The following is a 25,188-nucleotide window of genomic DNA, read 5'->3' as shown; positions in this document are numbered from 1 at the left end:
GCAAACCGGTTTCCGGCGCACCGCCCCTCATCTGCCTGGTGGCAGGCCCGCGGCGGCGGTGGCGCCGCAGAATTCCTCGATCCGCTCGTCGAGCTGGCGGGCCTCGAGCGCGTCGCGATAGGCGGGCGCGGCGATCCGGCGCCGCACCCCGGTCAATCGCTCGCCGAGCTGGGCGATGCGGCGGTCCTCGGGCAAGCCCAGGACCGGGCGCAGGGCGTCGGCGGCGCCGTCGATGCTGCCGTTGATGAGGTGGGCCGCGGCGTTGTCGACCCGGGCCAGTGACTCGGCGCCATAGGAGCGCTGCAGGGCGGGCCCGCTGGAGTACAGGGTGATGGCCCGTTCGGTGGCGGCCAGCGCCTGCTCGGCGCGGCCGAGCTGGATGCAGGTGGCGCCCGCGTAGTAGGCGGCCTTCGGCGCGCCGAAGCCGAACACGCCGCCGATCTCGTCGTGCAGTTCGTCGCGCCGGTCGCTGACGACCGTCTCGGCGGCACGCAGGCACCGGTCGGTCTCGGCGTCGCTGCCCAGCCGCGCCCACACCCTGGCCTCGATATTGAGCAGCCGGACCCGGGCCAGGCCCTGCCCGGCGAATTCCTGGCCGCTGCGCGCCAATTGGACCGCGTTGCGCGGCCGGTCCGACCAGTTCTCGATCAGCGCGTGCATGCCGCGGGTCCACGCGCGTAAGCCGTTGTGCCCGCTGAGTTCGGCGTATGCCCAAGCGGCCCTGATCTGTTCGCCCGCGGCGTCGAGGTACCCCAGGTCGGTGCTGGCGTTGGCCATCAGACCAGACAGGGTGCCCGCGAGCAGGTAGAGGTGACTGGTGTCGCCGGGCTTCTGCTGCCCGTCGAGTAGTCGGTACACCCGGCGCCGCACCCGCAGCATCTCGACCATCATCGGCGCGGGCGCGGCGTGCACGTACTCGTTGGCGATGCGCCGGACGTCGGCGTCGAGCTGTGCCAGCGTCGTCGCGCCCACATTGGTGCTCTCCGCCGCGGCCGCGTGTTCGCTCGCCTCGTGCGCAGCCGCCATGATCAACTCCCTCTCCGACATCACCTCGGACACAGCGCCTTTGATCGCACCGGCGTCGACGAAAGCGAGCAGGTCGGCGTCGGCGCCGGTGGGCGCCAAAAGAGTAGAGAAACGTGCGCGGACGACGTCGTCGGACCGAGCCAGCGACGTGTCGAGCGCGGCTTGATTCACCGGCCGCGGACGCACCCGCGCGCCACCGGCCTCCCATTTCGAGACCAGGCGTTCGTGCACGCCGAGATGAGCCGCGAACTCCCGGATGCTCATTCGTTTGGCATCGCGAAGAGCTCTGGCCTCCCTGCCTGTCCACTCCCCGACCACGGCGTCACCTCATCCGACGGACTACTGCCTCCAGAGTACGAGTGCGACAGTGAGACACACCACATCTTCGCGGAATCGGTTGCCTGAGGCAGTGAAAGGGCGGTGCGGGGCAGTGGTCGCGCGCACGCGTAGCAGCGATCCTGGAAAGGTGGAAGCCAGAACTGTCGATGACTGGGTGTCTTGCTACCAGCGCGAATTCGGGCTACCCGTTCGCGAGCGCGGTGGCTTCGTGATGCTGCCGATCACCGATCGGCTCTGCGTGGTGCATCTGCCGACCACGCGGGCCGAGTCGGTGCTCGCGACCTTACGGGAGCAACGCCGGGCCGGTCCGGTGCTGGCCAGGCAGATCCGCTGGAGCCTGCTCACCGAACCCGACGCCCGGCCACCGGCCGAGGTGATCACCGAGCTGGCGGGTCTCGATATCGATATCCCCGGCGTCGGCAGCGCGGTCATGCTGCCGACCAGCCTGGGCCGCTGGAGCCGCGAGGGCTGTCACTGGGTGCGGCCACCGAGCCGCGAGGACGTGCTGCCGCCGCTGTCGCTGGTGCTGCACCTGGCGCTGGCGGTGACCCCTCAGCGGGTCTCGACGGCGCTGAGCGAGGCGGGCGGCAAGGGGAAGTTGAGGTACGACCGCGACGGCGTCGGCCCGCGCTGCCCCTGATACTTCGAGCCTGCCGCGGCGCTGCCGTACGGGTGCTCGGCCGGGCTGCTCAGCCGGATCAGGCACAGCTGCCCGATCTTCATTCCCGGCCACAGCGTGATGGGCAGGTTCGCCACGTTCGACAGCTCCAGGGTGATGTGCCCGCTGAACCCCGGGTCGATGAACCCCGCCGTCGAGTGGGTGAGCAGCCCGAGCCTGCCCAGGCTCGACTTGCCCTCCAGCCGCCCGGCCAGGTCGTCGGGCAGCGAGCACACCTCGAGGGTGGACCCGAGCACGAACTCGCCCGGGTGCAGCACGAACGGCTCACCCGGCTTGGGCTCGACCAGGCTGGTCAGCTCGTCCTGCTGCATGGCCGGGTCGATGTGGGTGTAGCGACTGTTGTCGAACACCCGGAACAACCCGTCCAGGCGCACGTCGATGCTCGACGGCTGCACCATCGAATCCAGCATCGGTTCGACACCGAGACGCCCAGCGGCGATCTCGGCCCGGATGTCACGATCGGAGAGCAGCACGCGCCCAGTGTAAGCAGCCTGATGCCGCAGGTAGACCGCCCCCACCCCCGGAGCGCGCGGGCACCCGTGTCGGTGGCCTCGGCGAATCGATGTCACCGGCGAGACCACCGACGGCGGAATGCCGGGCGTTACTGCGTCGGCTGGACGATGCCGCCGGGCCCGGTCGGCGGGGACTTCACGGTCGGGTTGACGATGCCGCCCGGTCCCGTCGGCGGCGGCGCCACCGTGGTCGGGTTGACGATCCCACCCGGGCCGGTCGGCGGTGGCGCCTCGGTGGTCGGGTTCACGATCCCGCCCGGCCCGGTCGGCGGCGCCTCGGTGGTCGGGTCGACGATGTCGCCCGGCCCGGCCGGAGGGACCGGCGCGTTGGTCTCGACCGGCGGTGCGGTCGATTCCTGGTGACCGCCGTGCTCGGCCGACGTGGTCGTCGTCGCGCTGGTGGTCGTCTTACTGGTGGTAGTCCCGGTCTCGGACCCGGAATCGTCCGAGCACCCCGCCCCGAGCACGGCCAGCGCCGCGATCGCCGGAACCAACAGAACCCGCTTCATGCAGTCAGCCTTTCGCCATCCCGGCCCCACCCGACCCGACGCCACCGAGCCGAAACATCGAACCGGAGAACCTGTTACGCCGCACACCGCGACCCAACCGACCCCGCACGCAACGCTGACCAACTGTGCGGACCCGTCGACGCACTGTAGAACGCCACCCCACCGAAACGGCCCGGTTTCACCCCGCCCACCCGTCAACACCGGTCGACGCCCACTCGCCGAATCAAAGAGTTGACCGGCACACGAGCCGGTCTGATAGAGTCGCGAACGCGCTCGATGAACGCACGCCGATGTAGTTCAATGGTAGAACTTCTGCTTCCCAAGCAGACAGCGCGGGTTCGATTCCCGTCATCGGCTCCAGCACGAAAGCCCCCAGGTCACCCGGGGGCTTTCGTCGTTTCCGCCGGGTATGCGCACTCGGGCTCCGTGCCACACACGTGCCACTTCGGCCCGTAGATCACCAGTGAAAGACGCTCGGGGGTTCGCTCGGCGGCGGTTGTGGAGGATCGAGCGCAGGTTCGGGTGGCCGTCGACGCGCGAGCACCGCGAGCAGACCAGGAAACACAACCCAGCCGGTGACCAACACCAACCAGAACAACGGTGGTACCGGGACCGGGCCAGGCTCGGGATGCTCGAACGTAAAAGTCCTGAAAACCCCCGAAGCCCAAACGAGCCACAGCGCGAAATCGGCGAAGAACAACGAGCAGCCACCGATGATTACCCACCGCCACCCGCTCGCCGCACCGACGATCAATGCCACACCCGCCATCCCCGCGACAATCAGCTTGGCGACGAGCAGGGCACGACTACCTGCCGAGACTTCCTCGTCAGGCATACCTCCGACCAGCAGAAAAAACGCGTAGACCAACGCCAGAACGCCAGCGACACAGGCGCCGAGCCCGGACAAAACGCGCGTCCAGACACTCGATGACAACATGACGGCATGGTAGTCAGTCGATCTCGACGCTCCAGTACGAAAGCCCCCAGGTCACCCGGGGGCTTTCGTCGTTTCCGCGCTATTGACCCTTCAGGGCTCGGTCGGCGCGGTTGACCAAGGCCGCGGTGGTGAAGGTGCCGATGGTGAGGGCGACCATCAGGATCTTCGCGGGCCATGGCCCTTCGATGACGGCGCCGACGGTTCCCATCAGGACGAGGCCGCTCGCGGTGACCAGCATCGTCATCGCCCGGGTGGTTCCGTTGATCTCGCCGCGCAGAATCCGCCGTGACGCCGTGAGCAAGCTGAGGGCGAGAATCCCGGGCAGCAGCGCGACCACGCAGACGACGATCAGGTACTGGCGATCGACCAGGCCGGCCACCACGAGTCCGGCGGAGCAGGCCGCGAGCACGCTACCCAGCGCGATCCCGGCGGATCCGGCGAGGCGGGTCGATCGTCGAACCGCGGGCTGGTTCGCGTAGGGCGACGGCACGCCCGCCCGCATCGCATCGATCTGAGACATTCGAAAACCCCCGTGTGACAGTGGAAATGGCGGGCGAGAACGGCTTTCCGCAGCTCGTGCCGACTGTCCGAATCCCCCCGCCCGAAGGCTACCGTCCCCGATCACCCGCGAACAACCGATACCGAGCGTTCGAGGCAGCGCCGCCATCGACGACGAAGGCCCCGATCGTCGGATCAGGGGCCTTCGTCGTCGAATCAGCCCGCGTGCAGCGTGCGGAACTTGCTGCCGTGGAACACGAGTGGGTCGAGGTCCTCACGCGCGGCGACGCGGTTGACGCGCAGGATGACGACGAGGTGGTCGCCCGCGGGGACGTGGGTTTCCGGGACGCCCTCGATCCAGGCGGTGGCGCCGTCGATGAAGACGGCCTCGCCGGTGCCGCGGTGCAGGGCGGTCTCGCGGAAGCGGTCGCCGTTGCGGGCGCCGAGGGCCTTGGCGGCCGCCTGCTGGTCGGTGCCGAGCAGACTGAGGCCCAGGTGGCCGGCGCCGGCCAGTTTCGGCCAGGTCGACGAGGAGTTCTGCACGCAGAACGAGACCAGCGGCGGGTCGAGGGAGACCGGAACGAAGGTGCTCACCGCCAGGCCGTGCGGTGTGCCGTCGATCTCCGCGCACACCGCGACGACCCCGCTGGGGAAGTTCGCGAAGGCGCGGCGCAGCCCGGTGCCGTCGGCGGGAAAGTCCAAGAGTTCACGCATGATTCGTCGCCTCCACCGGCTGTTCGAGCAATGCCGTGACGACGGGCGCCCAGCGTTGGGCATACGCCTCGATGACGCCGTCCTCGGCGAAACCACGATCGGCGAGATAGAGCCCCGGCAGCGCCGCGGTCCCGCCGATCTCCACCAGCACCGGCTTGAGCAGCAGATCCGGCGCGAGCGCGTGGGCCGGCCCGGCGCCGAGCATCACCGGCACGGTGACCACGCCCGCCAGCCCGGTGCCGCCGTCGAACTGTTCGAGGAACAGTTTCAGCAGCCCGGTGTAGGTGGCCTTGAAGGTCGGGCTGGCGAAGACCACCAGCTCCGAGGCGGCGACGGCGCGCGCGGCCGCAGTGACCTCGGGGTCGCCCCAGCCGAGCAGGCCGGGGCCGAGAGTCACGAGATCGATCACCTCGGGTTCGGCGCCGGGGCGCAGCGCCCGCGCGACCCGCACGGCCGCGTCCAAGGTGCGAGACGCCGGCTTCGGATTGCCGACGACGACGGTCACTGTCACTGGATGTACCTCACTCTGTCTTTCGTCCGTGCTCAGATGACGCCGTGCAGCGGCGGCGGCCGATCGTGCAGCACCGCCCGGCCGATGTGCTGGTACTTCCAGCGCACCGGGTCGTGCAGGGTGTGGGTGCGCGCGTTGCGCCAGAAGTGGTCGAGCCGATGCCCGGCCGCGGCGCTGCGCGTGCCACCCACCTCGAATATCGCCGCCGACGCCTCGTTCGCAGCGCGATCGGCGAGGACCTTGGCGGTCGCGACCGCGATCGATGCCCGCGCGGCGTCGTCCCGGTGCTCGCCCGCGTCGGCCCGCTCGGCCGGGGGACGGAGGGCGTCCCCCGCCGCCGAGGTTCCGCGGATCGCCGCGTCGACCGCCGCACCGGCGACGACCAGCGAGGATTCCGCCGCGGCCACCGACACGGCCAGCTCGCCGAAGCGCTGCACCACCAGCGGATCATCGATCGCCCTGTCGACCCCGGCTTCGAACCACGGCCTGCTCCGCGTGCGCACGAATTCGGCGGCGGCTTCCAGCGCGCCCCGCGCGATGCCCGCATCGATCGCGGCGTGCAGCAGCTGGGCGAACGCGCCGTAGCCGGTCGGCGCGTGCACCGCGGCGGCGCGCGGGACCAGCTGGTCGGCGTCCACGGTCACCGCGTCGAACTCGACGGTGCCGCTGCCGGTCGTCCGCTGGCCGAGCGCGTCCCAGTCGTCGACGATGCGCACGCCCGGTTCCAGCGCGGCGACGAAGGCCACGTACTCCCCCGGCTCCCGGCCCGAAACACCCTGCGGGTCATCGAGTCTGGTCAGCACCGCGAGCACGTCGGCGAACAGCGACCCGGTGCAGTAGTACTTGGTGCCGTCGACGACGAACCGCCCGTCGACCGGACGCACCGTCGTGGCGATGTCGGCGACGGTGGCCCCGCCCCGTTCGGACTGCGCGTTGGCGATGCGCGCGCCGGCGAGCACCCGCCCGAAGTACTCCCGCTGCTGCGCGGGAGTTCCCGCCAGCCGCAACAGGTTCAGATACACGAAGTGACTGTGCGGCACCTGCGCGATGTTCGGATCGGCGCTCGCCAGGACGCGGAACACCTCGGCAACCACGCTCGGCGGCAGGTCGGCACCGCCGAAGGCCGCGGGCACCGTGATCGCCAGCAGCCCACTGGCCGAGAGCTGATCGAGTTCCTCGTGCGGCAGCCTGCGCGCGTGATCCCGCTCGGCCGCGCCGCGCGCGAAGTCGGCGGCGAGTTCGGCGGCGATCGCCAATGCCTGTGCGGCCGTGGTGATCCGCTCGGCGGTCACCACGGTCATCAGCGTCCCACCGCGACCGGGGTTGCGGCGGCCTCCAGCTCACGCACCAGCGGCAGCACCTTGGCGCCGAAGTACTCGATCTCCTCCTGGAAGTGCAGGAATCCGGCCAGGATGAGGTCGACACCGAGCGCCCGGTACGCCACGATCCGCTCCGCGATCTGCTCGGGCGTGCCGATCAGCCCGGTGCGGAAACCGTCGTTGTACTGGACCAGGTCCTCGAACGTGGAGTCGGCCCACATGCCCTTGCGATCGGCGGTCGAGGCCCCGGCCTGCTGCACGGCGTCGCGGAACCCCTGCACCGCGGGCTTGTTCGCCTTCTCGACGATCTCGCGCAGGGTGTCGCGGGCTTCGCGCTCGGTGTGGCGGGCGATGATGAAGCCGTTGAGCCCGAACTTCACCTCGCGGTCGTTGTCCCTGGCGACGGCGCGCAGATCGTCCAATTGCTCGGTGACACCGTCGAAGTCCTTGCCGTTGGAGAAGTACCAGTCGGCGTAGCGGCCGCCGTTGCGGCGCGCGGCGGTGGAGTTACCACCTTGGAACAGTTCGGGATTCGGCCGTTCCGCAGTGTTGAGCGGCTTGGGCTTGAGGGTGAAGTCGCGGATGCGGTAGAAGTCGCCGCCGTAGTTCACCGCGTCCTCGGTCCAGATCTTGCGGATCACCTCGAGGAATTCGGCACTGCGCCGGTACCTTTCGTCGTGCTCGAGCCACGGCTCGCCCAGCGCCTGGAACTCACCGGCGAACCAGCCGGACACGACGTTGATCGCGAACCGCCCACCGGAGAGGTGGTCGGCCGTCGCGCCGAACTTGGCCAGCACGGCCGGATGCCACAGCCCCGGATGGACCGCGGCGATCACCTTCAGCCGCTCGGTCGCCCCGAGCAGCGCGAGGCTGAACGAGGTCGACTCGTGCTGGTACTCCGCGCCATAGGAGGCGGTGTAGCGGACCTGGGAGAGCGCGTAGTCGAAACCGTTGCGCTCGGCGGTCTGCGCGAGCTTCTTGTTGTATTCGAAGTCCCAGCCGGTGCGCTGCTCGATCTCGCTGGTCACCAGCCCCCCGCTGACGTTGGGGACCCAGTAGGCGAACGAGACCTGGTCGGCGATTCTCTCCGTTGTCATAGCGGCTCCTTCTCGTCGGCGTTTCCAGTGCAACACCGGCGTGGGAGCCCGACGAGGGTTTGAATCGCCGCGATCGATACGGCCCGCGGCTCAGCGGCCCAGGTGCACGCAGTTCTCCGCGATCTTGGACTGCGCGGCGCCCACCTTGGCGGCGTCGTCCTGACCGAGCAGCTTGGCCGGATCACCGGACTGCGCGTTGGACACCATCACCCGCAGCCCGTCCTGCGACATGCCCGAATCCAGGAAGACCTGCGCCGCGCAGTCGGCCAGCTCCGGATTGGTCAGCCCCTTGTCCTGCAACGACTTCGACAGCTCCGCCTGGGTGACCGCGGGCGCCTCGTCGCCGCCGCCACAAGCAGATAGCACCGGCACGGCGAGCAGCGCCGCGGCGAGCAAACAGATCCGCACTCTCGAGTCCTCTCGATCGGCGCGCATCGGCCGATGCGCAGCCGTGGAGGATCATGCCGCACCGCCGCCGCGAGGGCCACACCGTCCTGCCCACGCAGAACTGACTCGCGAGTAAGGTAGCCCCATGGGAGACCACATCACCGTGCGCTTCGACAGCGATCGCGCATATATCGCCTTGAACCGGCCGGGCAAACACAACGGACTGACGCTGGAAATGCTCCGCGATCTCGTCGCCGCGGCCCGAAAAGTGGCCGAGCACAAAGAGACCCGGGTCGTCATTGTCAGCGGTAACGGTCCCAGTTTCAGTAGCGGACTCGATATCGCGGCGGCCACCCGCGATCCGCTGGCTATCGTCCGGGAATTTCTCCCGCGACCGTGGCGCGGAACGAATACTTTTCAGGAAGCCTGCTGGGCCTGGCGCCGCCTCGACGTGCCGGTGATCGCCGTGGTACACGGACGCTGCTACGGCGGCGGCCTCCAGCTCGCGCTGGCCGCCGACTTCCGGATCGCCTCGCCGACGGCGGAGTTCTCGGTGATGGAGGCCGCCCACGGCCTGATTCCGGACATGTCGGGCGTCGCCACGTTGTCGCAGCTCATCGGCATAGACCAGGCCATGCTGCTGACCATGACCGCCGACCCGATCGACGCCGCCCAGGCCGCCCGGATCGGCCTCGTCACCGAGGCCGCCGACGACCCGCAGGCCGCGGCCGCCGCCCTCGCCGACCGGATCACGGCCCGCGATCCGCGCGCCGTCGCCGCCGCCAAGCGCCTGTTCGACCGATCCTGGCAGCGGAATTCCCGCGCGACCTTCGCCGCCGAACGCGCGGCCCAGGTGCCATTGCTCCTGCGTAAGGCCCTGAATCGTAGCTAGTGACAGGCAACTGATCATTTGTTCATGCCGAGCCACGATCCGATGTACCACACCTCACACCGATCGGCTGTTAGCATCGCTGCGATTCGCCCAATAGTCGAAATGTGGTCCCCGACACAGGTGAACCTGAAGCGGGCTCGAATTTCGGCGTGACCCGGAGGCTCCGACGACCGTGAAGAAGACCGGTTCCATCCTGCTTGCCGCGTTCGCCGGAGCCACGGCGATGCTGGTGAGCGGGGCGACGCCCGCCGTCGCGAATCCCAACGCGATCAACCCGATCCCGGTGCTCAACGGAACCAACGGCCTGCCCGCCCTACACGGGCGCACGCAGGCCGTCTTCCAGGTCACCGGCATGGCCAGCCCGAACAACACCCAGAACTACAACGTCCTGGGCACCGACCTCGGGATCATGTGGGACAACGGCCGCGGCGAGATGCTGACCGCCTTCGGCGACACCGCGGGCATCGGCTTCCCCAACCTGCTGGCGGGCAGCACCTGGGCGTGGCGCTCGAACATCCTGGTCCGCAGCCACACCAAGGACCCCGCGGGCGGCGTCTTCTTCGACAGCGTGGTGCGCGATGTGGTCGGCCAGGCGCGCGACCTCATCCCCAGCCCGAAGATCCCGTTCCTGGAGATCAGCCGCATCCCGACCGCGGGCATCTCGGCCAACGGCGTGCAGTACATGTCGCTGATGTCGGTGAAGACCTGGGACGCCCCCGGCGAGTGGACCACCAGCTTCTCCGGCCTGGCCGCCTCCGCCGACAACGGCGAGACCTGGGCCGACCTCGGGCACACCCGGCGCCCCGACGAGGGCGGCAACACCAACTTCCAGATGAACGCCTTCCTCAAGGACGGCGGCTTCGTCTACGAGTACGGCACCCGCTCGGGCCGCAACAACGACGCCTTCCTCGCCCGGGTGCCGGAGGCCCAGATCGAGAACCTCGGCGCGTACGAGTACTGGGACGGCGGCGGCTGGAAGCTCAACGACGTGAACGCGGCCGCGCCGATCATGGGCGGCGTCGGCGAGCTGTCGGTGATGTACAACGAGTACCTCGGCCAGTTCGTCTCGCTGACCACCGACCCGTTCAACTCCGTGGTCATGCGCCGCGCGTCGTCACCGGAGGGCCCGTGGAGCGCCCCGGAGGTCCTGATCGACGCCCGCGAACTCCCCACCGCCTACGCCCCGTCGATCTTCCCGTACCAAACGGGCCGCGACCTCTACTTCATGACGACCATCCACACCCAGTACAACGTCGTCCTGATGCGCACCCGGCTGTAGCGCCGCCCCATAGACTGGCGGTATGGACGCGGCGGAATGGGATGCCAGGTATGCCCATAGCGAATTGATCTGGGGCGCACCGCCGAACAGCACGGTGGTCGAGTACGTCTACGGCCTCGACCGCCGGATCCAGCTGCTGCCCGACGAACCGGGCGGCACCCCACCCGCGCTGCCCCGCGCGCTGGACCTGGCCTGTGGCGAGGGCCGCCACGCCCTGTGGCTGGCCACGCACGGCTGGCAGATCGACGCCGTCGACTTCTCCCAGGTGGGGATCGACAAGGGCCGCACGGTCGCGGCCCGGCTGTCCCGCTCGGTCCGCTCGCGGGTGAACTGGCACTGCGCCGACATCACCGAGCTGGCCGACGCGGGCATCACCGGGCCGTACGAGCTGATCCTGATGGTCTTCGTGCACCTGCCCGCCGACCAGCGCGGAGCATTGCTGCGCGAACTCGCGGGCATGCTCTCCCCCGGCGGAGTCCTGCTGGTGCTCGGTCACGACACCCGGAATCTGACCGACGGCTACGGCGGCCCGCAGGACCCGGCCATCCTGTTCACGCCCGACGACATCCGCGCGGAGCTGGGCGCCGCGGGCGAGCACCTCACCATTCGCATCGCCGACGCGGTGCTGCGGCCCACCGAGGGCCCTGACGCGATCGACGCGCTGGTCCTGGCCGAACGGGACCTGCCGGAATCAGGCGAACCGACCGCGTAGCTGCTCGGCGAAGCCGCGCGCCGAGGTCAGATCGTCGGGGCTGGGACGGCCCTTGTTGAGCCCGCCGACCAGCGCGAGCGGACCCATCGTGTCGAGTCCACGACAGGCGAACCCGCCCACCACCTCGAAGCCCTTCTCGGTCAGCTGGTCACCGAGATTGCGCAGGTAGGGCCGGAATTTCGGCTCGGGCAAGCCGCTGGTGGCGAAGACGAACGCCTCGCGTCCCTGCCCGGCGGGCAGTTCGTCGACGAACTCGCGCAGGCGCGCGTCCAGGGCCATCCAGTACACCCCCGACCCGAATCCGACGAGGTCGTAACCGGCGAGTTCGGCCGCGGTGATCTCCGCCGGGTCGACCACCCGCGCGTCGAGCACCGACCCGATGGTGTCGGCGACCTTCCTGGTGTTGCCGTGCGACTTGGACGTGCAGACGATGAGCGCCTTCATGCCGTGCCCCCTGCCTCGATCGAAGCGTGCTTGCGCGGCCAGCCTAGCGCCAGCGGGCGAACCAGGGTTCGACTGTCGCGGCGATCACGTCGAACCCCGTGCGGAACGAATGTGCCTGCTTGGGGATCACTTTCACCTCGGCGGCATCGGCGGGATCGGGCACGCCGAACGGGTCGCTGCCGCCGTTGATCACCACGACCTCGATGTCCCCCGGCGCGAGCAACTCCGCCCGCCTGCTCTTGTCCGGCTTCCCGGGCGGATGCAACGGGAACGACAGCGCGATCACCCCGCGCGCGCCGACCGCCACGGCGGTGCGACACGCCACGCGCGCGCCGTTGCTGCGACCCCCCTGAACAATCGGCACCCCGTCAAACCTGGCCCGCAGCGCGGCCACGATCTCGAGCCACGCCTCGTCCTGCTTGTCCGCCGACCCCGGCGCCCGGCGCCCGGCCACCCGGTACGGCTGCACCACCCTGGCCACCGCGCCACCGGCTTCGACCGCCGAATCACGTACTGCCAGAATGTCTTTCGCATCGACACCGCCACCGGCGCCGTGCGTGATCACCAGCAGGAAAGCCGGGTCGTCGACCTGGTCGAGCTCGATCTCGGCGGGTCCGGCACTCGTCTCGATGCGCACACCTCACGGTAGCCCCGCCGTCGCGGCGAGCAACGTTTCGGCGCCCGTGCGTGTTTTTCACGTCACATTGCCCCCAGCCCCTTTGCCGAGACGATTACTCACCGGTAATATGGTCCATAAGTTACCCGCGAGTAGCATGCGGAAAACCGGCACGCTACCCGGTGGACGTCACACGGGCGGGAACGGCGCACAACCGACCGCACCAGAACTCAACGGAGAGTGAGTACTCACATGGGCCACTACAAGGCAAACGTTCGCGACCTCGAGTTCAACCTCTTCGAGGTCCTCGGCATCGACAAGCTGCTCGACGCGGGCACCTTCGGTGACCTGGACACCGACACCGTCAAGGAGATGCTCTCCGAGGTCCGTCGCCTGGCCGAGGGCCCGCTGGCCGAGTCGTTCGCCGACGCGGACCGCAACCCGCCCACCTTCGACCCGAACACCCACACGGTCACCCTGCCCGAGTCCTTCAAGAAGTCCTACAAGGCGCTCGAGGACGGCGAGTGGGCCAAGGTCGGCGTCGTCGAGGAGCTCGGTGGCCTGAACGCTCCCTCCGCCATCACCTGGGCGCTGTCCGAGATGGTGCTCGGCGCCAACCCGCCGATCCAGATGTACGCCGCGGGCGCCGGCTTCGCCCAGGTGTTCTTCAACAACGGCACCGAGGAGCAGAAGGGCTGGGCGGCCAAGATCGCCGAGCGCAACTGGGGCGCCACCATGGTGCTGACCGAGCCCGACGCGGGCTCCGACGTCGGCGCAGGCCGCACCAAGGCGGTCAAGCAGGAAGACGGCTCGTGGCACATCGAGGGCGTCAAGCGCTTCATCACCTCGGGTGACTCCGACGACCTGTTCGAGAACATCATGCACCTGGTGCTGGCTCGCCCCGAGGGTGCCGGCCCGGGCACCAAGGGTCTGTCGCTGTTCTACGTCCCGAAGGTCCACTTCGACTTCGAGACCGAGACCTACGGTGACCGCAACGGCGTGTTCGTCACCAACGTCGAGCACAAGATGGGCATCAAGGCCTCGGCCACCTGTGAGGTCACCTTCGGCGGCCACGGCGTGCCCGCCAAGGGCTGGCTGGTCGGCGAGGTGCACAACGGCATCGCGCAGATGTTCGACGTCATCGAGAACGCTCGCATGATGGTCGGCACCAAGGCCATCGCGACCCTGTCGACCGGTTACCTGAACGCGCTGGAGTACGCCAAGACCCGCGTCCAGGGTGCCGACCTGACCCAGATGACCGACAAGGCCGCGCCCCGCGTGACCATCACCCACCACCCGGACGTGCGTCGTTCGCTGGCCACCCAGAAGGCGTACGCCGAGGGCCTGCGCGCGATCTACCTCTACACCGCCGCGCACCAGAACCCGGAAATCGCCGAGGCGGTCTCCGGTGCGGACAAGGACGTCGCGTTCCGCGTGAACGACCTGCTGCTCCCGATCGTCAAGGGTGTCGGCTCCGAGCGCGCCTACCAGTACCTGACCGACTCGCTGCAGACCTTCGGCGGCTCCGGCTTCCTGCAGGACTACCCGATCGAGCAGTACATCCGCGACGCGAAGATCGACTCGCTCTACGAGGGCACCACCGCCATCCAGGCGCAGGACTTCTTCTTCCGCAAGATCGCCCGCGACCGCGGTGTGGCCCTGGCCCACGTGGCCGGCCAGATCCAGAAGTTCATCGACGCCGAGGGCGCCAACGAGCGCATCAAGGGCGAGCGCAAGCTGCTCGCCACCGCGCTCGAGGACGTCCAGACCATGGCCGCCACCCTGACCGGCCACCTGATGGGCGCCCAGGAGCAGCCGACCGAGCTGTACAAGGTCGGCCTGGGTTCGGTCCGCTTCCTGATGGCGGTCGGCGACCTGTTCATCGGCTGGCAGCTGCTGCAGCAGGCCGAGATCGCCCTCGCGGCCCTGGACAACGGCGCCACCGGCTCCGACGTCGCCTTCTACACCGGCAAGGTCGCCTCGGCGCAGTTCTTCGCCCGCAACGTCCTGCCGGAGCTGACCGCGACCCGCGCGATCCTGGCCAACCTGGACAACGACATCATGGAACTGGACGAGGCCGCCTTCTGAGGTTGACGGTCTGACCGATTCCCGAACGGCCCGGAGTCTTCCGACTCCGGGCCGTTCGTCGTTTCCTGACTATCCGGCGAACCAGCCGGAGGGGCCGACTTCGGTGCCCATGCGGGGGACGTACTGGTCGAAGTAGACGCGGGCGATGAGTTCGCGGCGGCTGCGGACGCCCGCCTTCTCGAAGATCGACTTGAGGTGGTCCTGGACGGTGTAGGCCGAGACGTGCAGGGCCGCGGCGATCTCCTTGGTCTCCACGCCCTGGAGGACGAAGCGGGTGACGTCGTGCTCGCGCGGGGTCAGGCCGAAGGCGGCGACGACCAGGGTGACGATCTCCGGCGGCCGCGCCTCTTCGATGGTGACGACGACATCGCCGACGGCGCCGTCGCGCCCGGCCAGCGGTGACGCGTGCAGCACCAGCCACACCCCGGACGGGGTCCGCACCCGCGCCCTCGGCATCGCGGCGCCGGGCGTCCCCAGCATCCGCCGCGCCGCGCTGACCAGCGAGATCACCAGGCTCAACGGATCGCCGCTGTGCACCGACGACCGTAATTGGGCGAAGCGTTCCTCGGCGCCGAGGCTGATCTGGGACACCTCGTCGTTCGCGTCGACGATGACGACGGCCGGACCCGCGGTCTCGGCGCCCAGCTCCGGGGCGTCGGCGAGCCGCGTCAGCACGCCCGCGCGCACGCCACGGGCGAACGCGCCGGACAGCGAGGCCAGATAGTCGACCTCGTCGTCGGCGAAGGCCGGGTCGTCGGTGCCGCGGAACAGCGCCAGGCACCCCCACGCGCCCGAAGCGTCCCGGAACACCAGTCGCGCTTCGTCGGCGAAGCCGTAGAGCGGGCGCATCAGCCGCGACATCCGCTCGCAGCGGTCGATGTCGTCGCCGAGGACCGCGTGCATGCCGATCGCGCGCCGGTCGGAGACCGCGAGCGAGCGGAACGAGGTCGCGTCCTCGGTGCCGTACTCGATGAGGCCGAAGAGCCGGTCGTGCTCGTTCGCCGACACCAGCGACCCGTACTTGCGCGCGCTGGTGAGCATCATCGTCGCGGGATCGTGGGTGCCGACGCACGCGGCCACCGCCGGTACCGCCCGGCGCACCGCGTCGGTCGCCTCGACGAGGAATTCGTCGAGATCGAGACCGGCACGTGAGAGCACATCCAGATCGCTCCGCACGCGCTCGGGGACAAGCCGGCTGCGCATGTCCCCCAGTATGCGCCGCGGACCATAGGCCGCCATATCCCAGACGGCTGGGATATCCGATTCCCCAAACGGCTGGGATGGCCCCGACCAGGGCGAACGCGCGAATCTGGAGCACGTGACCATCACCATCGAGACGAACTCGGTCGACGAGTCGGGCCGCCTCGTGCACGCCGAGGACGCCGCCGCACAGCTGTGCCTGGCGTTCGAGCGGCTCGAGTCGGCGCTGGCCGCGCACGGGCTCGGTGCGTCATCGATCGTGCGTCTGCGGGTCAGCGCCCGCGCGCCCGCCGACGCCGCCGATCTCGCCGATCTCGTCATGGAATGGCTCGACGGTGCCCCGGTGCCCGTCGACCTCGTCGATGTCGCGCACCTCGCGCTACCCGGCACGCTCGTCGAGCTCAGCGCGCTCGTGATCCCCACTCCCTCCGATCCGAAGGACCGACCATGAACCCGACCACGACCGCCCTGCGCGACCTCGCGCTCCTGCCCGGCGACCCCGGCTACGACGCGGCCTGCACCCCGTGGAACCTCGCCGTCCGGCAGCGCCCCGCCGCCGTGGCGGTGCCGCGCACGGTCGACGAGGTCGTCGACATCGTCCGGGCCGCCACCGCGCTCGGCCTGCGGATCGCGCCGCAGAGCACCGGGCACGGCGCCGCCGCCCTCGCCGATCTCCAGGACGTGCTGCTGCTCCGGCTGCACGAGCTGACCGGCGTCACCGTCGATCCGGTCGCCCGTCGCGCGCGCGTCACCGGCGGCACGCTCTGGCGCGATGTGCTCGCGGCGACGGCACCGCACGGACTCACCGCCCTGCACGGCAGTGCCGGTGATGTCGCGGTGGCCGGGTATCTGCTCGGCGGTGGTCTGTCGTTCTACGGCCGCGAACACGGTCTGGCCAGCTCGGCCGTGCGCGCGATCGACATCGTCACCGCCGACGGATCGCTGGTGCGGGCGACCGCCGAGGAGCATCCCGACCTGTTCTGGGCCGTGCGCGGTGGCGGCGGCGGTTTCGGCGTCGTGGTGGCGATCGAACTCGAGCTGCTCCCGCTCGCCGACGTCTTCGCGGGCATGCTGCTGTGGGATATCGAACGCGCGCCCGAGGTGCTGTCCGCGTGGCGGGACTGGACCGCCGCGGTCCCCGAGTCGGTCACCACCTCGGTGCGGCTCATGCGGTTTCCCCCGCTGCCCGAGCTGCCGCCGTTCCTGTCCGGACGCGCCCTGGTGGTGATCGACGGCGCCGTGCTCGAAGCCGACGACCGCGCCGCCGAGCTGCTCGCCCCGCTGCGCGCGCTGGCCCCCGAACTCGACACCTTCGCCCGCATCCCGGCCGCCGCCCTGCTCGACGTGCACATGGACCCGCCCGGCCCGACCCCCGCTGTGAGCGATCACGCGCTGCTCACCGACCTCCCGGCAGCAGCCGTCGAGGCCCTGCTCGCCGTGGCGGGCCCCGGCGTGCAGACCCCGCTGATGTTCGCCGAACTCCGTCACCTCGGCGGCGCGCTCGCCCGTCCCCAGGACGCCGCGCTGACCCACCTGGCCGGCGCGTACGCCCTGTTCGCGGTGTCGCCCGCACCGACCCCGGAACTCGCCGCGCTCGGCGAGACCGTCACCACCGGCGTCGTCGCGGCGCTGCGGCCCTGGGCGGCGCCGACGTCGTTCCTGAACTTCGCCGACCGCCCGATCGACCCGGCCACCGCCTTCGGCCCCACCGAATGGCAACGGCTCCAGCACATCCGCGACACCTACGACCCGGCCCGGGTCTGGGTCGCCGCGCACGCCGTCGACGCGTAGCCGAGCTCACGACGGTGCCGCGCGGACGAGGGGTTCGCGCGGCATCACTCGTGACCTGTTTTCCTGATCTCTCCCTCCGAACCCGGCGTACCCTGGGAATTGCCGTCGGTCGGGGTGAGGCTCGGGGGTCGTGATGGGTGAAAGTACCGCGCTCAGTGTGTATTTGCGGGAACGCCGGATGGCGGCGGGCCTCGCGCGAACCGAGCTGGCCGCGCGGGCGCAGATGGCGCCGCTGCTGATCAGCCAGATCGAGTCGGGCGCGCTGGTCCCGAATTCCCCTATGCTCCAGCGTCTTTTCGATTCCCTCGATGTGCCGCTGTGGTATCGCAAGCACATCCTCGTGCTCGGCCTGCCCGCCCTGGATTCCGGCACCCCACCCGCCGCGCCGACGGCGGAGGACCTAACGGACCTGGCCAGCCTCACGCATCCGGCGTGCTTCCAGCGCTTCCCCACCATGGACGTGCTCGCCGCGAACGCCGAATACCAGCGCCTGTTCCCCGGGCTCGGCGCCGGAGTGAACGCGCTCGAATGGATGTTCCTCGACCCGACGGCCAAGAAGGTGTTCATCGACTGGACCACCGAGGCGCAACTGCTGGTGCACGCGTTCCGCATGCTCGCTCCGCTGGCGCCGACCCAGCGGGTCACCGCGATCACCGAATCCTGCGGTCAGTCCCCCGACTGGGACCCGATCTGGACCAGCGACGTCCGCCCCCAGGACATCGCCCGCCGTCACCTGCGCATCCGGGAACGCAGCACCGGCATCGAACGCCGCCTGCTGCTGCGGATCTACGACCCGGCCTTCCCGTCCCGCCCGTGGTGGCTCTACCGCCTGATCCCCGCCAGGTAGATGACGGAAAACGGCGCCCGTCGCATCCGACGGGCGCCGTGAAATCCCAGGTAGCTCAGGCTGCCGAACCGCTGGCGAACGCGAGCAGGATGGGCAGGATCTGGACCAGGCTGTCGAACATTTCTTCTCCTTCTAGACGAATACTGAGTTCCTATCACGGCAGAATTACGCGAAACATAATTCAAATGAACGTGAGGAGAACTCGTCGTCACAGGGCGAGCCGTCACGCTGTGCGATAGCGGTCAGCCGAGGCGGAACCGGTTCCGGTATTCGGTCGGGGTCGTGTCGAGGCGGCGCCGGAAGGCCCGGGTCAGGGTGTCGACGGTATTGAAACCGCAGGTGGTGGCGACCCGCGCGAGGGTGTCGTCGGTCGTCTCCAGCCGGTGTCGCGCCACCTCCACCCGCGCCGATTCGAGATAGGCGGCGGGCGTCATGCCGAGTTCGGTGCGGAAGATCCGGGTGAGCTGACGCTCGCTCACATGCGCCTGGTCGGCCAGATCGGTGACGGTGAGCTGGGTACCGATATTGCCGGAGATGTAGTGCCGGAGATCGTCGATGCGGCGCGTGGTCGACACCGGCTCCAGCGACACACTGAATTGACTCTGCCCACTGGGCCGTTTCAGATACATCACCAATTGCCGCGCCACCCGCAGCGCCAGCTCGTCGCCGAAATCGTCGGCGACCAGTGCCAGCGTCAGATCGAGGCAGGCGGTGAGTCCCGCTCCGGTCCAGATGTTCTCGTCGCGGATGTAGATCGGATCAGCGTCCACCTCGATCGCGGGATGCTCGGCCGCGAGTTGCTGCGCGGTCGACCAGTGCGTGGTCGCGCGCCTGCCGTCGAGCAGCCCGGCGGCCGCGAGAATATGCGCGCCGACGCACACCGAAGCGACCCGCCGCGCGTCCTTCGCCAGCACCGTCACCGCGTCGACGACCCCGGGATCCACCAGTGCCCGCACCCGGCGGCTGCTGTCGGTCTCCACCGCGCCCGGCACGACCACCGTGTCGATCCGCCGCGCCGCGACCTCGGCGAAGGTCACGTCGGGCAGCACCCGCACCCCCGCCGACGTGGTCACCGGCGCCATCGTCTCGGCGGCCAGCACCACCTGATACCCGGTCGGCTCGTCCATCTCCCGCTGCAACAGCGAGAACACCTCGGGCGGACCGGTGACATCGAGCAGGTCGACGCGATCGAACAGCACGATCACCACGAGCCGATCCGCCACCCCAACACCTCCATGTCCGAATCTGCAGGTTACATGACATTGCCGACATTCCCGCCGCTCCCTAGCGTGGAACGCATCCCCGATAGGAAGGCTTTCCGATGGCTTCGACCACCCTCCGCCAGCTCAACGGTTTCGACGAGACCCCGGCCGCCCTGGCCGACTCCACCCTGATCCTGATCGACTACCAGAACACCTACACCCAGGGCGTCATGGAGCTGACCGAGTGGAAGCCCGCCCTCGATGCCGCCGCCGAATTGCTCACCAAGGCACGCGAATCCGGCGCGACGGTCATCCACGTCATCAACGACGGCGGCGCGGGCACTCCCTACGACATCACCGCCGAGATCGGCCGCATCCACGACGCGGTCGCCCCCACAGCCGACGAACAGGTCATCATCAAGACCGTCCCCAACGCCTTCGTCGGCACCGACCTGGGCGACCTCGTCGACGCGGCGGGCCACGACACCGTCGTCATCGCCGGCTTCATGACCCACATGTGCGTCACCTTCACCACCGAAGGCGCCTTCCTCCGCGGCAACAAGCCGACGGTCGTCGCCGACGCCTGCGCCACCCGCCCCCTCGCCGACGTCACCGCGAGCCAGCTCCACGACAGCGCCCTCGCCGCCCTCGCCGACCTCTACGCCGTGGTGGTGCCGACCGGCGCCGCACTGCGCTGACCAGCCCCGGACGAACGACTCCCGCACGGACCACGGCGGGAGTCGTTCGCCGGTTCAGGCGATCGGCGCCGGGGTCGGCCGGGTTCGCGCGTCCATCCTGGCCATCACCCGATGACCGAGGCGCAGGAAGGGTTGCTCGATCTTGTTGTAGGTCAGCGTGGCCAGGCCGATCGCGACGACCATCCACGTGCTCCAGGTGAGCCAGGCCGCATTGCCGCCGAAGATCGACTCCGGCCACTTGGGCACGACATTGTTCACCAGGCCGTGCACCAGATACAGCGAGAAACTGATCCGTCCGAGGAACAGCAGCGGCCGGGGGAAAGAATAGCGGCGCAGCAGCAGCATCACCGCGAACAGCAGGTAGGCGACCACGATTGTGAACGCCGGACCTACCAACCCGCCCCATTCCGCGGCACCGGCGGAATCCGAGACGGTCTGCTGAACGAATCGCGGCGCGAGCAACAGACCCGCGGCGATCCCGAACACTCCCCAGCCGACCCAGGCGGAGATCTCGCCGGCTGTCATCCGATAGAGCACCGTGCCGACGAACATCGTCGCGAAGATCGCCGCGGAATACCCGGACGCCCCAGGCTGATTGAGCACCAGCGGGACAGCGAGCACCGCGATCAACACCGCCGTGCCCGCCGAATTACCCCGAGCGGCCGCGCGGTACCCGAAGAAGACCGCGACAACCACCGTCACCGCCGCGACCATCAGTCGAGTGGCGAGGTTCGCCTCGGGCCCGCCGACCAGCGCGGTCGGCAGGAACAGCGCCGCCAAGGGAATCACGCCGATCGCCAGGCAGGCCACCGGCACCGATCGCCGGTTGATCCCGCCGAGGAACAACAGCGACACGAACGCGTAGAAGGCCAGCTCGTACGAGAGCGTCCACGCGACGATGAGAATCTCCGAATAGTGCCCGGCGAGAAACAGATGCGCCATCGTGGCATTCGTCGCGAGATTCCACACCGGGTCGACCATGAAGCCCGGCGGCCCGCCGTACATGCCCACGTAGTGCAGCACCACCGCCGCGATCAGGAACACCCAGAACAGCGGGAACAGCCGGAAGAACCGGCCCACCCAGAACGCCCCGAGCGACTTTCCCCGCTCCAGCGATGCCGGAATGATGTAGCCGCTGACGAGGAAGAAAGCGAAGACACCGAACACGCCGAAATTGAAGTACTGGCCGATGATTCGACCGTACGACGACCACAGCGGGTCCGTGAAATGCTCGATCACCACCGCCAGCGCCGCGATCCCGCGCAGCGCGTCAAGAAACTCGAACCGACCACCGCGGGTACGTCCTCGCTGTTCGACCGCTTCGGCCGAATCAGCGTCCCCCTCGACAGATTTCATAACTCCCCACCACTGGACAATCGAATCGGATCACACACATAACGTCACCCCACCGCGATCACCCAGCTCTGCTGACTACCGACCGCCTGGCCGATCTCGCCGACGAGCAGCCCGGCGGGCGCGTCGACATTCTTTCTCGTCACCACGACACGAGCACCCGTCGCCAATTCGTCGGGAGTGCAAACGAACGCGGCGGTGACCAACAGCTCCATCATCGGGGCATCGTCGGCGCAGACCCGCACGCCCTCGCGAGCCCCGGCCAAGACGAGCGGAACGACCTCGGCCCACGCCTCGTGCGGTCGGCGCTCCAGAACGATCGGCCGACCACCCGCGGCCGCCGCCATCGCGTCCAGAGCGGCCGGAATGCCGATCATTTCGTGTCGCCGATTCGCCAGCGAGTTCGTCAGCCCAATCACCACGAGCCCGACGACGAGCAAACCGGCGACGGCGTATTTCAGCCACCCGATCCGCTGGGTGAGGCCGATCAGGGCGAGCATGATCATGAACAACGGGATCGCGTAGGAGAAGTAGCCGATGTACGCCTCGCCGATCTGGTCGATGCCGATCATCGCGTAGACCGTCATCAGCACCGCGGCCGCCGCGCAGAATGCCACACCACTGGCCAGGAACTTCTCACCCCGCGCCAGCCGCGCGACGAGCGCGAACAGCACGACGAACACGATCAGGCCGACGATGCGGTTCGGCCCCCAGAATTGCACGGTGTAGGCCAACGCCGTCCACGGCAGATGGATCCCGTGCCCACCCCCGTACCCGACGTACTTCGGGAATTCCCCGGGGAAATTCACGATCGTATTGAGCAGAATCGGCGCCGCGAATACCGCCGCGACCCCACCGAACCGCCACCAATCCCGCTCGGCGACAACCAGTTTCCCGCGCCACGCGAGGTACAGCGGCACCCCACCCAGCAACGGCACGAAGAACAGGAACTCCGCGTGCCCGTGGATCAGCAAGCCGCCCGCGAGCGCGACGATCCACAGGTGTTCGGTCCGCCGGGCCACCACCGAGGACACTGCCACCAGAAACACCAGGAACGGCGCAAAATACACATAGGGAAACCAGAGACCGCTGAGCAGCTCGCGATACACGGTGAGAAACAACAGGCTCGCCCCACCGAGCCCCGCGACCAGCGTCCACGACGGATACCAGGCGTAGACAATCCACAATGCCAGCGCTACCAGCGCGGCATTGAGCAGCAGAATGGCGACCGCCTGCCCGTTCCACGGCGACGGCACCCACCGCAGCACATCGTAGAAAAGCCACTCCCCGAACGCCTGCACATAGATGAACGCGGGCCCGGGATGATGGAATCCGACCCGGGAATAGTTCCCGACCAGCAGCTCGAAATCCTTCGCGGCGAGCACCTGGATCGAGACAGTCGCCGCGTCACCCTCCTCGAATACCACCCGGGTGAACAGGTCCCGGCTGCTCATCAACAGCGCTGTGGCATAGGCGAGCCAGGCGGTGAGGAAAACCCACAGGGAACCGAACCGACCACGCCCGGCGGATAATTCTCCGGTGGTCGAGGAGCGCACCGCGTCCTGTTCCACGGTGAGCGACTGTGGTGCCGACATGGCACTCCCCCCATCGAAACAATCATCCGGCGCACACCGACCGAACACGGGTGCGCCCGACCGCACAGTAGGGCCTGTCACCCTTGCACACAAACGGACCGAATCAGAGTGCGTACCGCATCGACCGAGCAAGAATCGAAGGCCACGCACCGCCGGTACGTGGCCTTCTCGTCGATGACGACTACGCGCCGGCGCCCGTGCCCGGGTCGGTGCCGCCGCCGGTGCCCGGGTCGGTCGGGTCGGGGGTTTCGGCGGAGCCGGTGGTGAGGGCCTTCAGGATGGCGGCGAGGCTTTCGGCGGAGCCGGTCTCGGGCTCGGCGATCGGGGTGACGCGGGCGGCGGGCGTGGTTTCGGTGCCCGGGTCGGTGGGGTCGGTCGGGTCCGTGGCGCCGGCGGAACCGGTGGTCAGCGCCTCGAGCACGGCGGCGAGGCTTTCTGCGGAACCGGTGCTGGGCTCGTCGGCGGCGGTGGCGATGCCGGTGCCGAACATGGCCATTCCGGCCGCGAGAACGAGACCGAAACCGAGCGTGCGGATCTTCTTCATGAAGTGAAACCCCTTGGGATGAATGGTGATCGTCGACCTCCCTGCCGACTGGAAGTTTCTAACACGCGTGTCAGTCGCCACCACAGCCCCGAGTTTTCGGGACATTCGCCTGTCGGATGCTGAAAGATTGCCAGCGCCAGTCATTCTGCGGATCGGCACCATGCAATCCCTCAGATCAATTCATCGGTGCGCAGGCCTCGCGGATCGAGTGATCGACCTTGAATGTCACGTAAGCACTGATCAATCGATCGAACCGGGGGGCTACTCGCGAGGAAACAACAAAGCGAGGCCATGAAGGCCTGGCATACCAGTGGTGAACCCTTATGAATTCCCCGCTATCACCCGGTTTACACCATGATAGATATCACTTCTCGAACCGGTAACGGTTGGTGATCTCAATACGATTGGCACCGCCATCATTGGAGATCGAGATCGAGCGACCGCTTCCACACCGGCAGGGAGCGCGTCGCCACGCCACCTGTTTTCTGAGTGATGTCTGCGATGTAGCCAGATTCCATCCAGGGGGATGCTGTGCGAAAAATGGCCGCGCAGGCCTCACCGACCCCCATGTCACAGTGACGAATCAGGGCAGTGGAGCACGAATCCAGCTCTCTACCCGCCGAATACAGATCGGGCGGCCCGGAGAGTTCCGGACCGCCCGATGTCGCCTGCCGCTACGACGGGCAGTTGACCGTGTACTCCCACTGCGTGTCGTCGGGGCCGCTGACCCGGACGGTCACCGTGGTCGCGGTGCCGCCGGGGAGGGAGACGACGGCGGAGCCGGTGCCCTGGTTCAGGTTGTCGCCGACGTAGCCGGTGTCGAGCACCTGACCACCTTCGTAGAAGACCTGGATTCGGTCGGGGATGTTGAGGGTTTCGTAGGACAGGACGAAGGAGGTCGGGCCCGCCACGCCGAGCTGATGCGTGGTGGTGGTGACGCCCGCGCCGCCGGACTTGGTCGAACGATTGCAGGGCTGCACGCTTTCCGACGAGCCACCCGAGCTGCCACCGAGGATGCCGCTGCCGGTGTCGAGTAGGTCGCCGAGAATGCCACTGCCGGTGTCGATCACACCACTGCCGGTCGAGCCGCTGCCGGTGTCGGCGCCGGCCAGGCCGGGCACCACCATCAGCGACCAGGCCGCCGTCGTCATCGCGATAGCCATCGTCTTCTTCACAACGCTTCCTCCACACCACTTCGAGCCAACGGATCATCAGGTGAAATGCGCTGGGCGGCCGCAGGATCGCCGCCCGATCGGGGAGTCGAACATCCCAGGTTTGCCAGCCCCGCAGACTGGGCACAGCAGTTCTAACACGCGTTTCCGGGCACGGGAACGGACCGGAATCGGGGCAGCGGACTGTTCGGATGCCGGAGGGTAACCGGAATTTCCGGCCCGGAATA

The 25,188-nt window shown here is 68.6% G+C and carries 27 protein-coding genes and 1 tRNA gene; 10 read left to right on the top strand and 18 right to left on the bottom strand.

Translation table 11 applies throughout. From position 1 onward, the window contains the following. Positions 1–27 precede the first annotated feature (27 nt). On the bottom strand, positions 28–1,290 hold the full coding sequence (locus tag ACFYWJ_RS06930; protein ID WP_355274864.1) for an XRE family transcriptional regulator: 1,263 nt from the start codon (positions 1,288–1,290) through the stop codon (positions 28–30). A 229-nt stretch (positions 1,291–1,519) separates the two neighbouring features. Here ACFYWJ_RS06930 and ACFYWJ_RS06925 point away from each other — a divergent pair, with 229 nt between their 5' ends. Then, positions 1,520–2,005, top strand: a complete 486-nt coding sequence (locus tag ACFYWJ_RS06925) for a hypothetical protein (protein WP_355274867.1) — start codon at positions 1,520–1,522, stop codon at positions 2,003–2,005. Here ACFYWJ_RS06925 and dcd read toward each other — a convergent pair. Both dcd and ACFYWJ_RS06915 read right to left on the bottom strand, forming a co-directional pair. Further along, the gene (gene dcd, locus ACFYWJ_RS06920) at positions 1,918–2,517 is read right to left on the bottom strand and encodes a dCTP deaminase (protein ID WP_355274869.1); all 600 of its coding nucleotides are present in this window, start codon (positions 2,515–2,517) and stop codon (positions 1,918–1,920) included. The two genes, ACFYWJ_RS06925 and dcd, sit on opposite strands and share 88 nt — an antisense overlap. Before the next feature lie 128 nt (positions 2,518–2,645). Then, positions 2,646–3,065 carry a hypothetical protein gene (locus ACFYWJ_RS06915; RefSeq protein ID WP_355274872.1) on the bottom strand — a complete coding sequence of 140 codons (420 nt, stop codon included), beginning with the start codon at positions 3,063–3,065 and terminating at the stop codon, positions 2,646–2,648. 286 nt (positions 3,066–3,351) lie between these two features. Here ACFYWJ_RS06915 and ACFYWJ_RS06910 point away from each other — a divergent pair. Next, positions 3,352–3,425 (top strand) — tRNA-Gly (locus ACFYWJ_RS06910). Positions 3,426–3,522: 97 nt separating this feature from the next. Here ACFYWJ_RS06910 and ACFYWJ_RS06905 read toward each other — a convergent pair. The 7 genes from ACFYWJ_RS06905 to ACFYWJ_RS06875 form a co-directional block, all read right to left on the bottom strand. Beyond that, positions 3,523–4,002, bottom strand: a complete 480-nt coding sequence (locus tag ACFYWJ_RS06905; protein ID WP_355274875.1) for a hypothetical protein — start codon at positions 4,000–4,002, stop codon at positions 3,523–3,525. A gap of 79 nt (positions 4,003–4,081) precedes the next feature. After that, complete coding sequence (locus tag ACFYWJ_RS06900; protein ID WP_355274876.1) at positions 4,082–4,522, bottom strand: hypothetical protein; 441 nt, start codon at positions 4,520–4,522, stop codon at positions 4,082–4,084. A 194-nt stretch (positions 4,523–4,716) separates the two neighbouring features. Then, positions 4,717–5,214 (bottom strand): flavin reductase family protein, encoded by a 498-nt coding sequence (locus tag ACFYWJ_RS06895; protein WP_355274879.1) that lies wholly within the window; start codon positions 5,212–5,214, stop codon positions 4,717–4,719. Then, positions 5,207–5,725 carry an NAD(P)H-dependent oxidoreductase gene (locus tag ACFYWJ_RS06890; RefSeq protein ID WP_355274881.1) on the bottom strand — a complete coding sequence of 173 codons (519 nt, stop codon included), beginning with the start codon at positions 5,723–5,725 and terminating at the stop codon, positions 5,207–5,209. Before ACFYWJ_RS06890 ends, ACFYWJ_RS06895 begins: the two co-directional genes overlap by 8 nt. A gap of 32 nt (positions 5,726–5,757) precedes the next feature. Continuing rightward, positions 5,758–7,026, bottom strand: coding sequence for an SfnB family sulfur acquisition oxidoreductase (locus ACFYWJ_RS06885; protein WP_355274883.1), 1,269 nt, complete (start codon positions 7,024–7,026; stop codon positions 5,758–5,760). Then, the gene (sfnG, locus tag ACFYWJ_RS06880; protein WP_355274886.1) at positions 7,026–8,141 is read right to left on the bottom strand and encodes a dimethylsulfone monooxygenase SfnG; all 1,116 of its coding nucleotides are present in this window, start codon (positions 8,139–8,141) and stop codon (positions 7,026–7,028) included. Before sfnG ends, ACFYWJ_RS06885 begins: the two co-directional genes overlap by 1 nt. Positions 8,142–8,231: 90 nt before the next feature. After that, on the bottom strand, positions 8,232–8,549 hold the full coding sequence (locus tag ACFYWJ_RS06875; RefSeq protein WP_355274888.1) for a hypothetical protein: 318 nt from the start codon (positions 8,547–8,549) through the stop codon (positions 8,232–8,234). 124 nt (positions 8,550–8,673) lie between these two features. Here ACFYWJ_RS06875 and ACFYWJ_RS06870 point away from each other — a divergent pair, with 124 nt between their 5' ends. From ACFYWJ_RS06870 to ACFYWJ_RS06860, 3 genes are all read left to right on the top strand, one after another. Then, complete coding sequence (locus tag ACFYWJ_RS06870) at positions 8,674–9,420, top strand: crotonase/enoyl-CoA hydratase family protein (protein WP_387161052.1); 747 nt, start codon at positions 8,674–8,676, stop codon at positions 9,418–9,420. 172 nt (positions 9,421–9,592) lie between these two features. Next, on the top strand, positions 9,593–10,699 hold the full coding sequence (locus ACFYWJ_RS06865; protein WP_355274890.1) for a DUF4185 domain-containing protein: 1,107 nt from the start codon (positions 9,593–9,595) through the stop codon (positions 10,697–10,699). A gap of 22 nt (positions 10,700–10,721) precedes the next feature. Then, positions 10,722–11,411, top strand: a complete 690-nt coding sequence (locus ACFYWJ_RS06860) for a class I SAM-dependent methyltransferase (protein WP_355274893.1) — start codon at positions 10,722–10,724, stop codon at positions 11,409–11,411. On the opposite strand, the gene ACFYWJ_RS06855 is transcribed toward ACFYWJ_RS06860, so the two are convergent. Beyond that, positions 11,391–11,855, bottom strand: coding sequence for a flavodoxin family protein (locus tag ACFYWJ_RS06855; RefSeq protein ID WP_355274896.1), 465 nt, complete (start codon positions 11,853–11,855; stop codon positions 11,391–11,393). The genes ACFYWJ_RS06860 and ACFYWJ_RS06855 overlap by 21 nt on opposite strands. 43 nt (positions 11,856–11,898) lie before the next feature. Further along, a complete protein-coding gene (locus ACFYWJ_RS06850; RefSeq protein ID WP_355274899.1) occupies positions 11,899–12,492 on the bottom strand; it encodes an alpha/beta family hydrolase in 594 nt (197 codons plus the stop codon). Positions 12,493–12,723: 231 nt separating this feature from the next. Here ACFYWJ_RS06850 and ACFYWJ_RS06845 point away from each other — a divergent pair, with 231 nt between their 5' ends. Then, on the top strand, positions 12,724–14,559 hold the full coding sequence (locus tag ACFYWJ_RS06845) for an acyl-CoA dehydrogenase (protein WP_355275414.1): 1,836 nt from the start codon (positions 12,724–12,726) through the stop codon (positions 14,557–14,559). Positions 14,560–14,628: 69 nt separating this feature from the next. Here ACFYWJ_RS06845 and ACFYWJ_RS06840 read toward each other — a convergent pair whose 3' ends face one another. Next, a complete protein-coding gene (locus ACFYWJ_RS06840; protein ID WP_355274901.1) occupies positions 14,629–15,762 on the bottom strand; it encodes a helix-turn-helix transcriptional regulator in 1,134 nt (377 codons plus the stop codon). Between the two features lie 115 nt (positions 15,763–15,877). On the opposite strand from ACFYWJ_RS06840, the gene ACFYWJ_RS06835 reads away from it, so the two are divergent. The 3 genes from ACFYWJ_RS06835 (at position 15,878) to ACFYWJ_RS06825 (ending at position 18,397) form a co-directional block, all read left to right on the top strand. Then, the gene (locus ACFYWJ_RS06835) at positions 15,878–16,210 is read left to right on the top strand and encodes a Rid family hydrolase (RefSeq protein WP_355274904.1); all 333 of its coding nucleotides are present in this window, start codon (positions 15,878–15,880) and stop codon (positions 16,208–16,210) included. After that, the gene (locus ACFYWJ_RS06830; protein WP_355274907.1) at positions 16,207–17,550 is read left to right on the top strand and encodes an FAD-binding oxidoreductase; all 1,344 of its coding nucleotides are present in this window, start codon (positions 16,207–16,209) and stop codon (positions 17,548–17,550) included. Before ACFYWJ_RS06835 ends, ACFYWJ_RS06830 begins: the two co-directional genes overlap by 4 nt. Before the next feature lie 133 nt (positions 17,551–17,683). Next, on the top strand, positions 17,684–18,397 hold the full coding sequence (locus ACFYWJ_RS06825) for a helix-turn-helix domain-containing protein (RefSeq protein WP_355274908.1): 714 nt from the start codon (positions 17,684–17,686) through the stop codon (positions 18,395–18,397). 242 nt (positions 18,398–18,639) lie between these two features. Here ACFYWJ_RS06825 and ACFYWJ_RS06820 read toward each other — a convergent pair whose 3' ends face one another. Next, entirely contained in the window at positions 18,640–19,620 is a 981-nt protein-coding gene (locus ACFYWJ_RS06820; protein ID WP_355274910.1) for a DJ-1/PfpI family protein, read from the bottom strand. 98 nt (positions 19,621–19,718) lie between these two features. On the opposite strand from ACFYWJ_RS06820, the gene ACFYWJ_RS06815 reads away from it, so the two are divergent. After that, positions 19,719–20,297 carry a cysteine hydrolase family protein gene (locus ACFYWJ_RS06815; protein ID WP_355274912.1) on the top strand — a complete coding sequence of 193 codons (579 nt, stop codon included), beginning with the start codon at positions 19,719–19,721 and terminating at the stop codon, positions 20,295–20,297. A 54-nt stretch (positions 20,298–20,351) separates the two neighbouring features. Here the strand turns inward: ACFYWJ_RS06815 and ACFYWJ_RS06810 are convergent, their stop codons facing one another. The 4 genes from ACFYWJ_RS06810 to ACFYWJ_RS06795 form a co-directional block, all read right to left on the bottom strand. Further along, the gene (locus tag ACFYWJ_RS06810; protein ID WP_355274914.1) at positions 20,352–21,653 is read right to left on the bottom strand and encodes an acyltransferase; all 1,302 of its coding nucleotides are present in this window, start codon (positions 21,651–21,653) and stop codon (positions 20,352–20,354) included. Between the two features lie 44 nt (positions 21,654–21,697). Then, positions 21,698–23,245 carry a hypothetical protein gene (locus tag ACFYWJ_RS06805; RefSeq protein WP_355274917.1) on the bottom strand — a complete coding sequence of 516 codons (1,548 nt, stop codon included), beginning with the start codon at positions 23,243–23,245 and terminating at the stop codon, positions 21,698–21,700. A 181-nt stretch (positions 23,246–23,426) separates the two neighbouring features. Then, positions 23,427–23,873, bottom strand: coding sequence for a hypothetical protein (locus ACFYWJ_RS06800; protein ID WP_355274920.1), 447 nt, complete (start codon positions 23,871–23,873; stop codon positions 23,427–23,429). Positions 23,874–24,463: 590 nt separating this feature from the next. Beyond that, positions 24,464–24,964 carry a hypothetical protein gene (locus ACFYWJ_RS06795; RefSeq protein WP_387161045.1) on the bottom strand — a complete coding sequence of 167 codons (501 nt, stop codon included), beginning with the start codon at positions 24,962–24,964 and terminating at the stop codon, positions 24,464–24,466. Between the last annotated feature and the right edge of the window lie 224 nt (positions 24,965–25,188).

It is taken from the genome of Nocardia sp. NPDC003269 (assembly GCF_042888005.1).
Classification (GTDB): Bacteria; Actinomycetota; Actinomycetes; order Mycobacteriales; family Mycobacteriaceae; genus Nocardia.
Note: the sequence above shows the minus strand (reverse complement) of the source record. Positions and strands in the feature narration are given on the sequence as shown.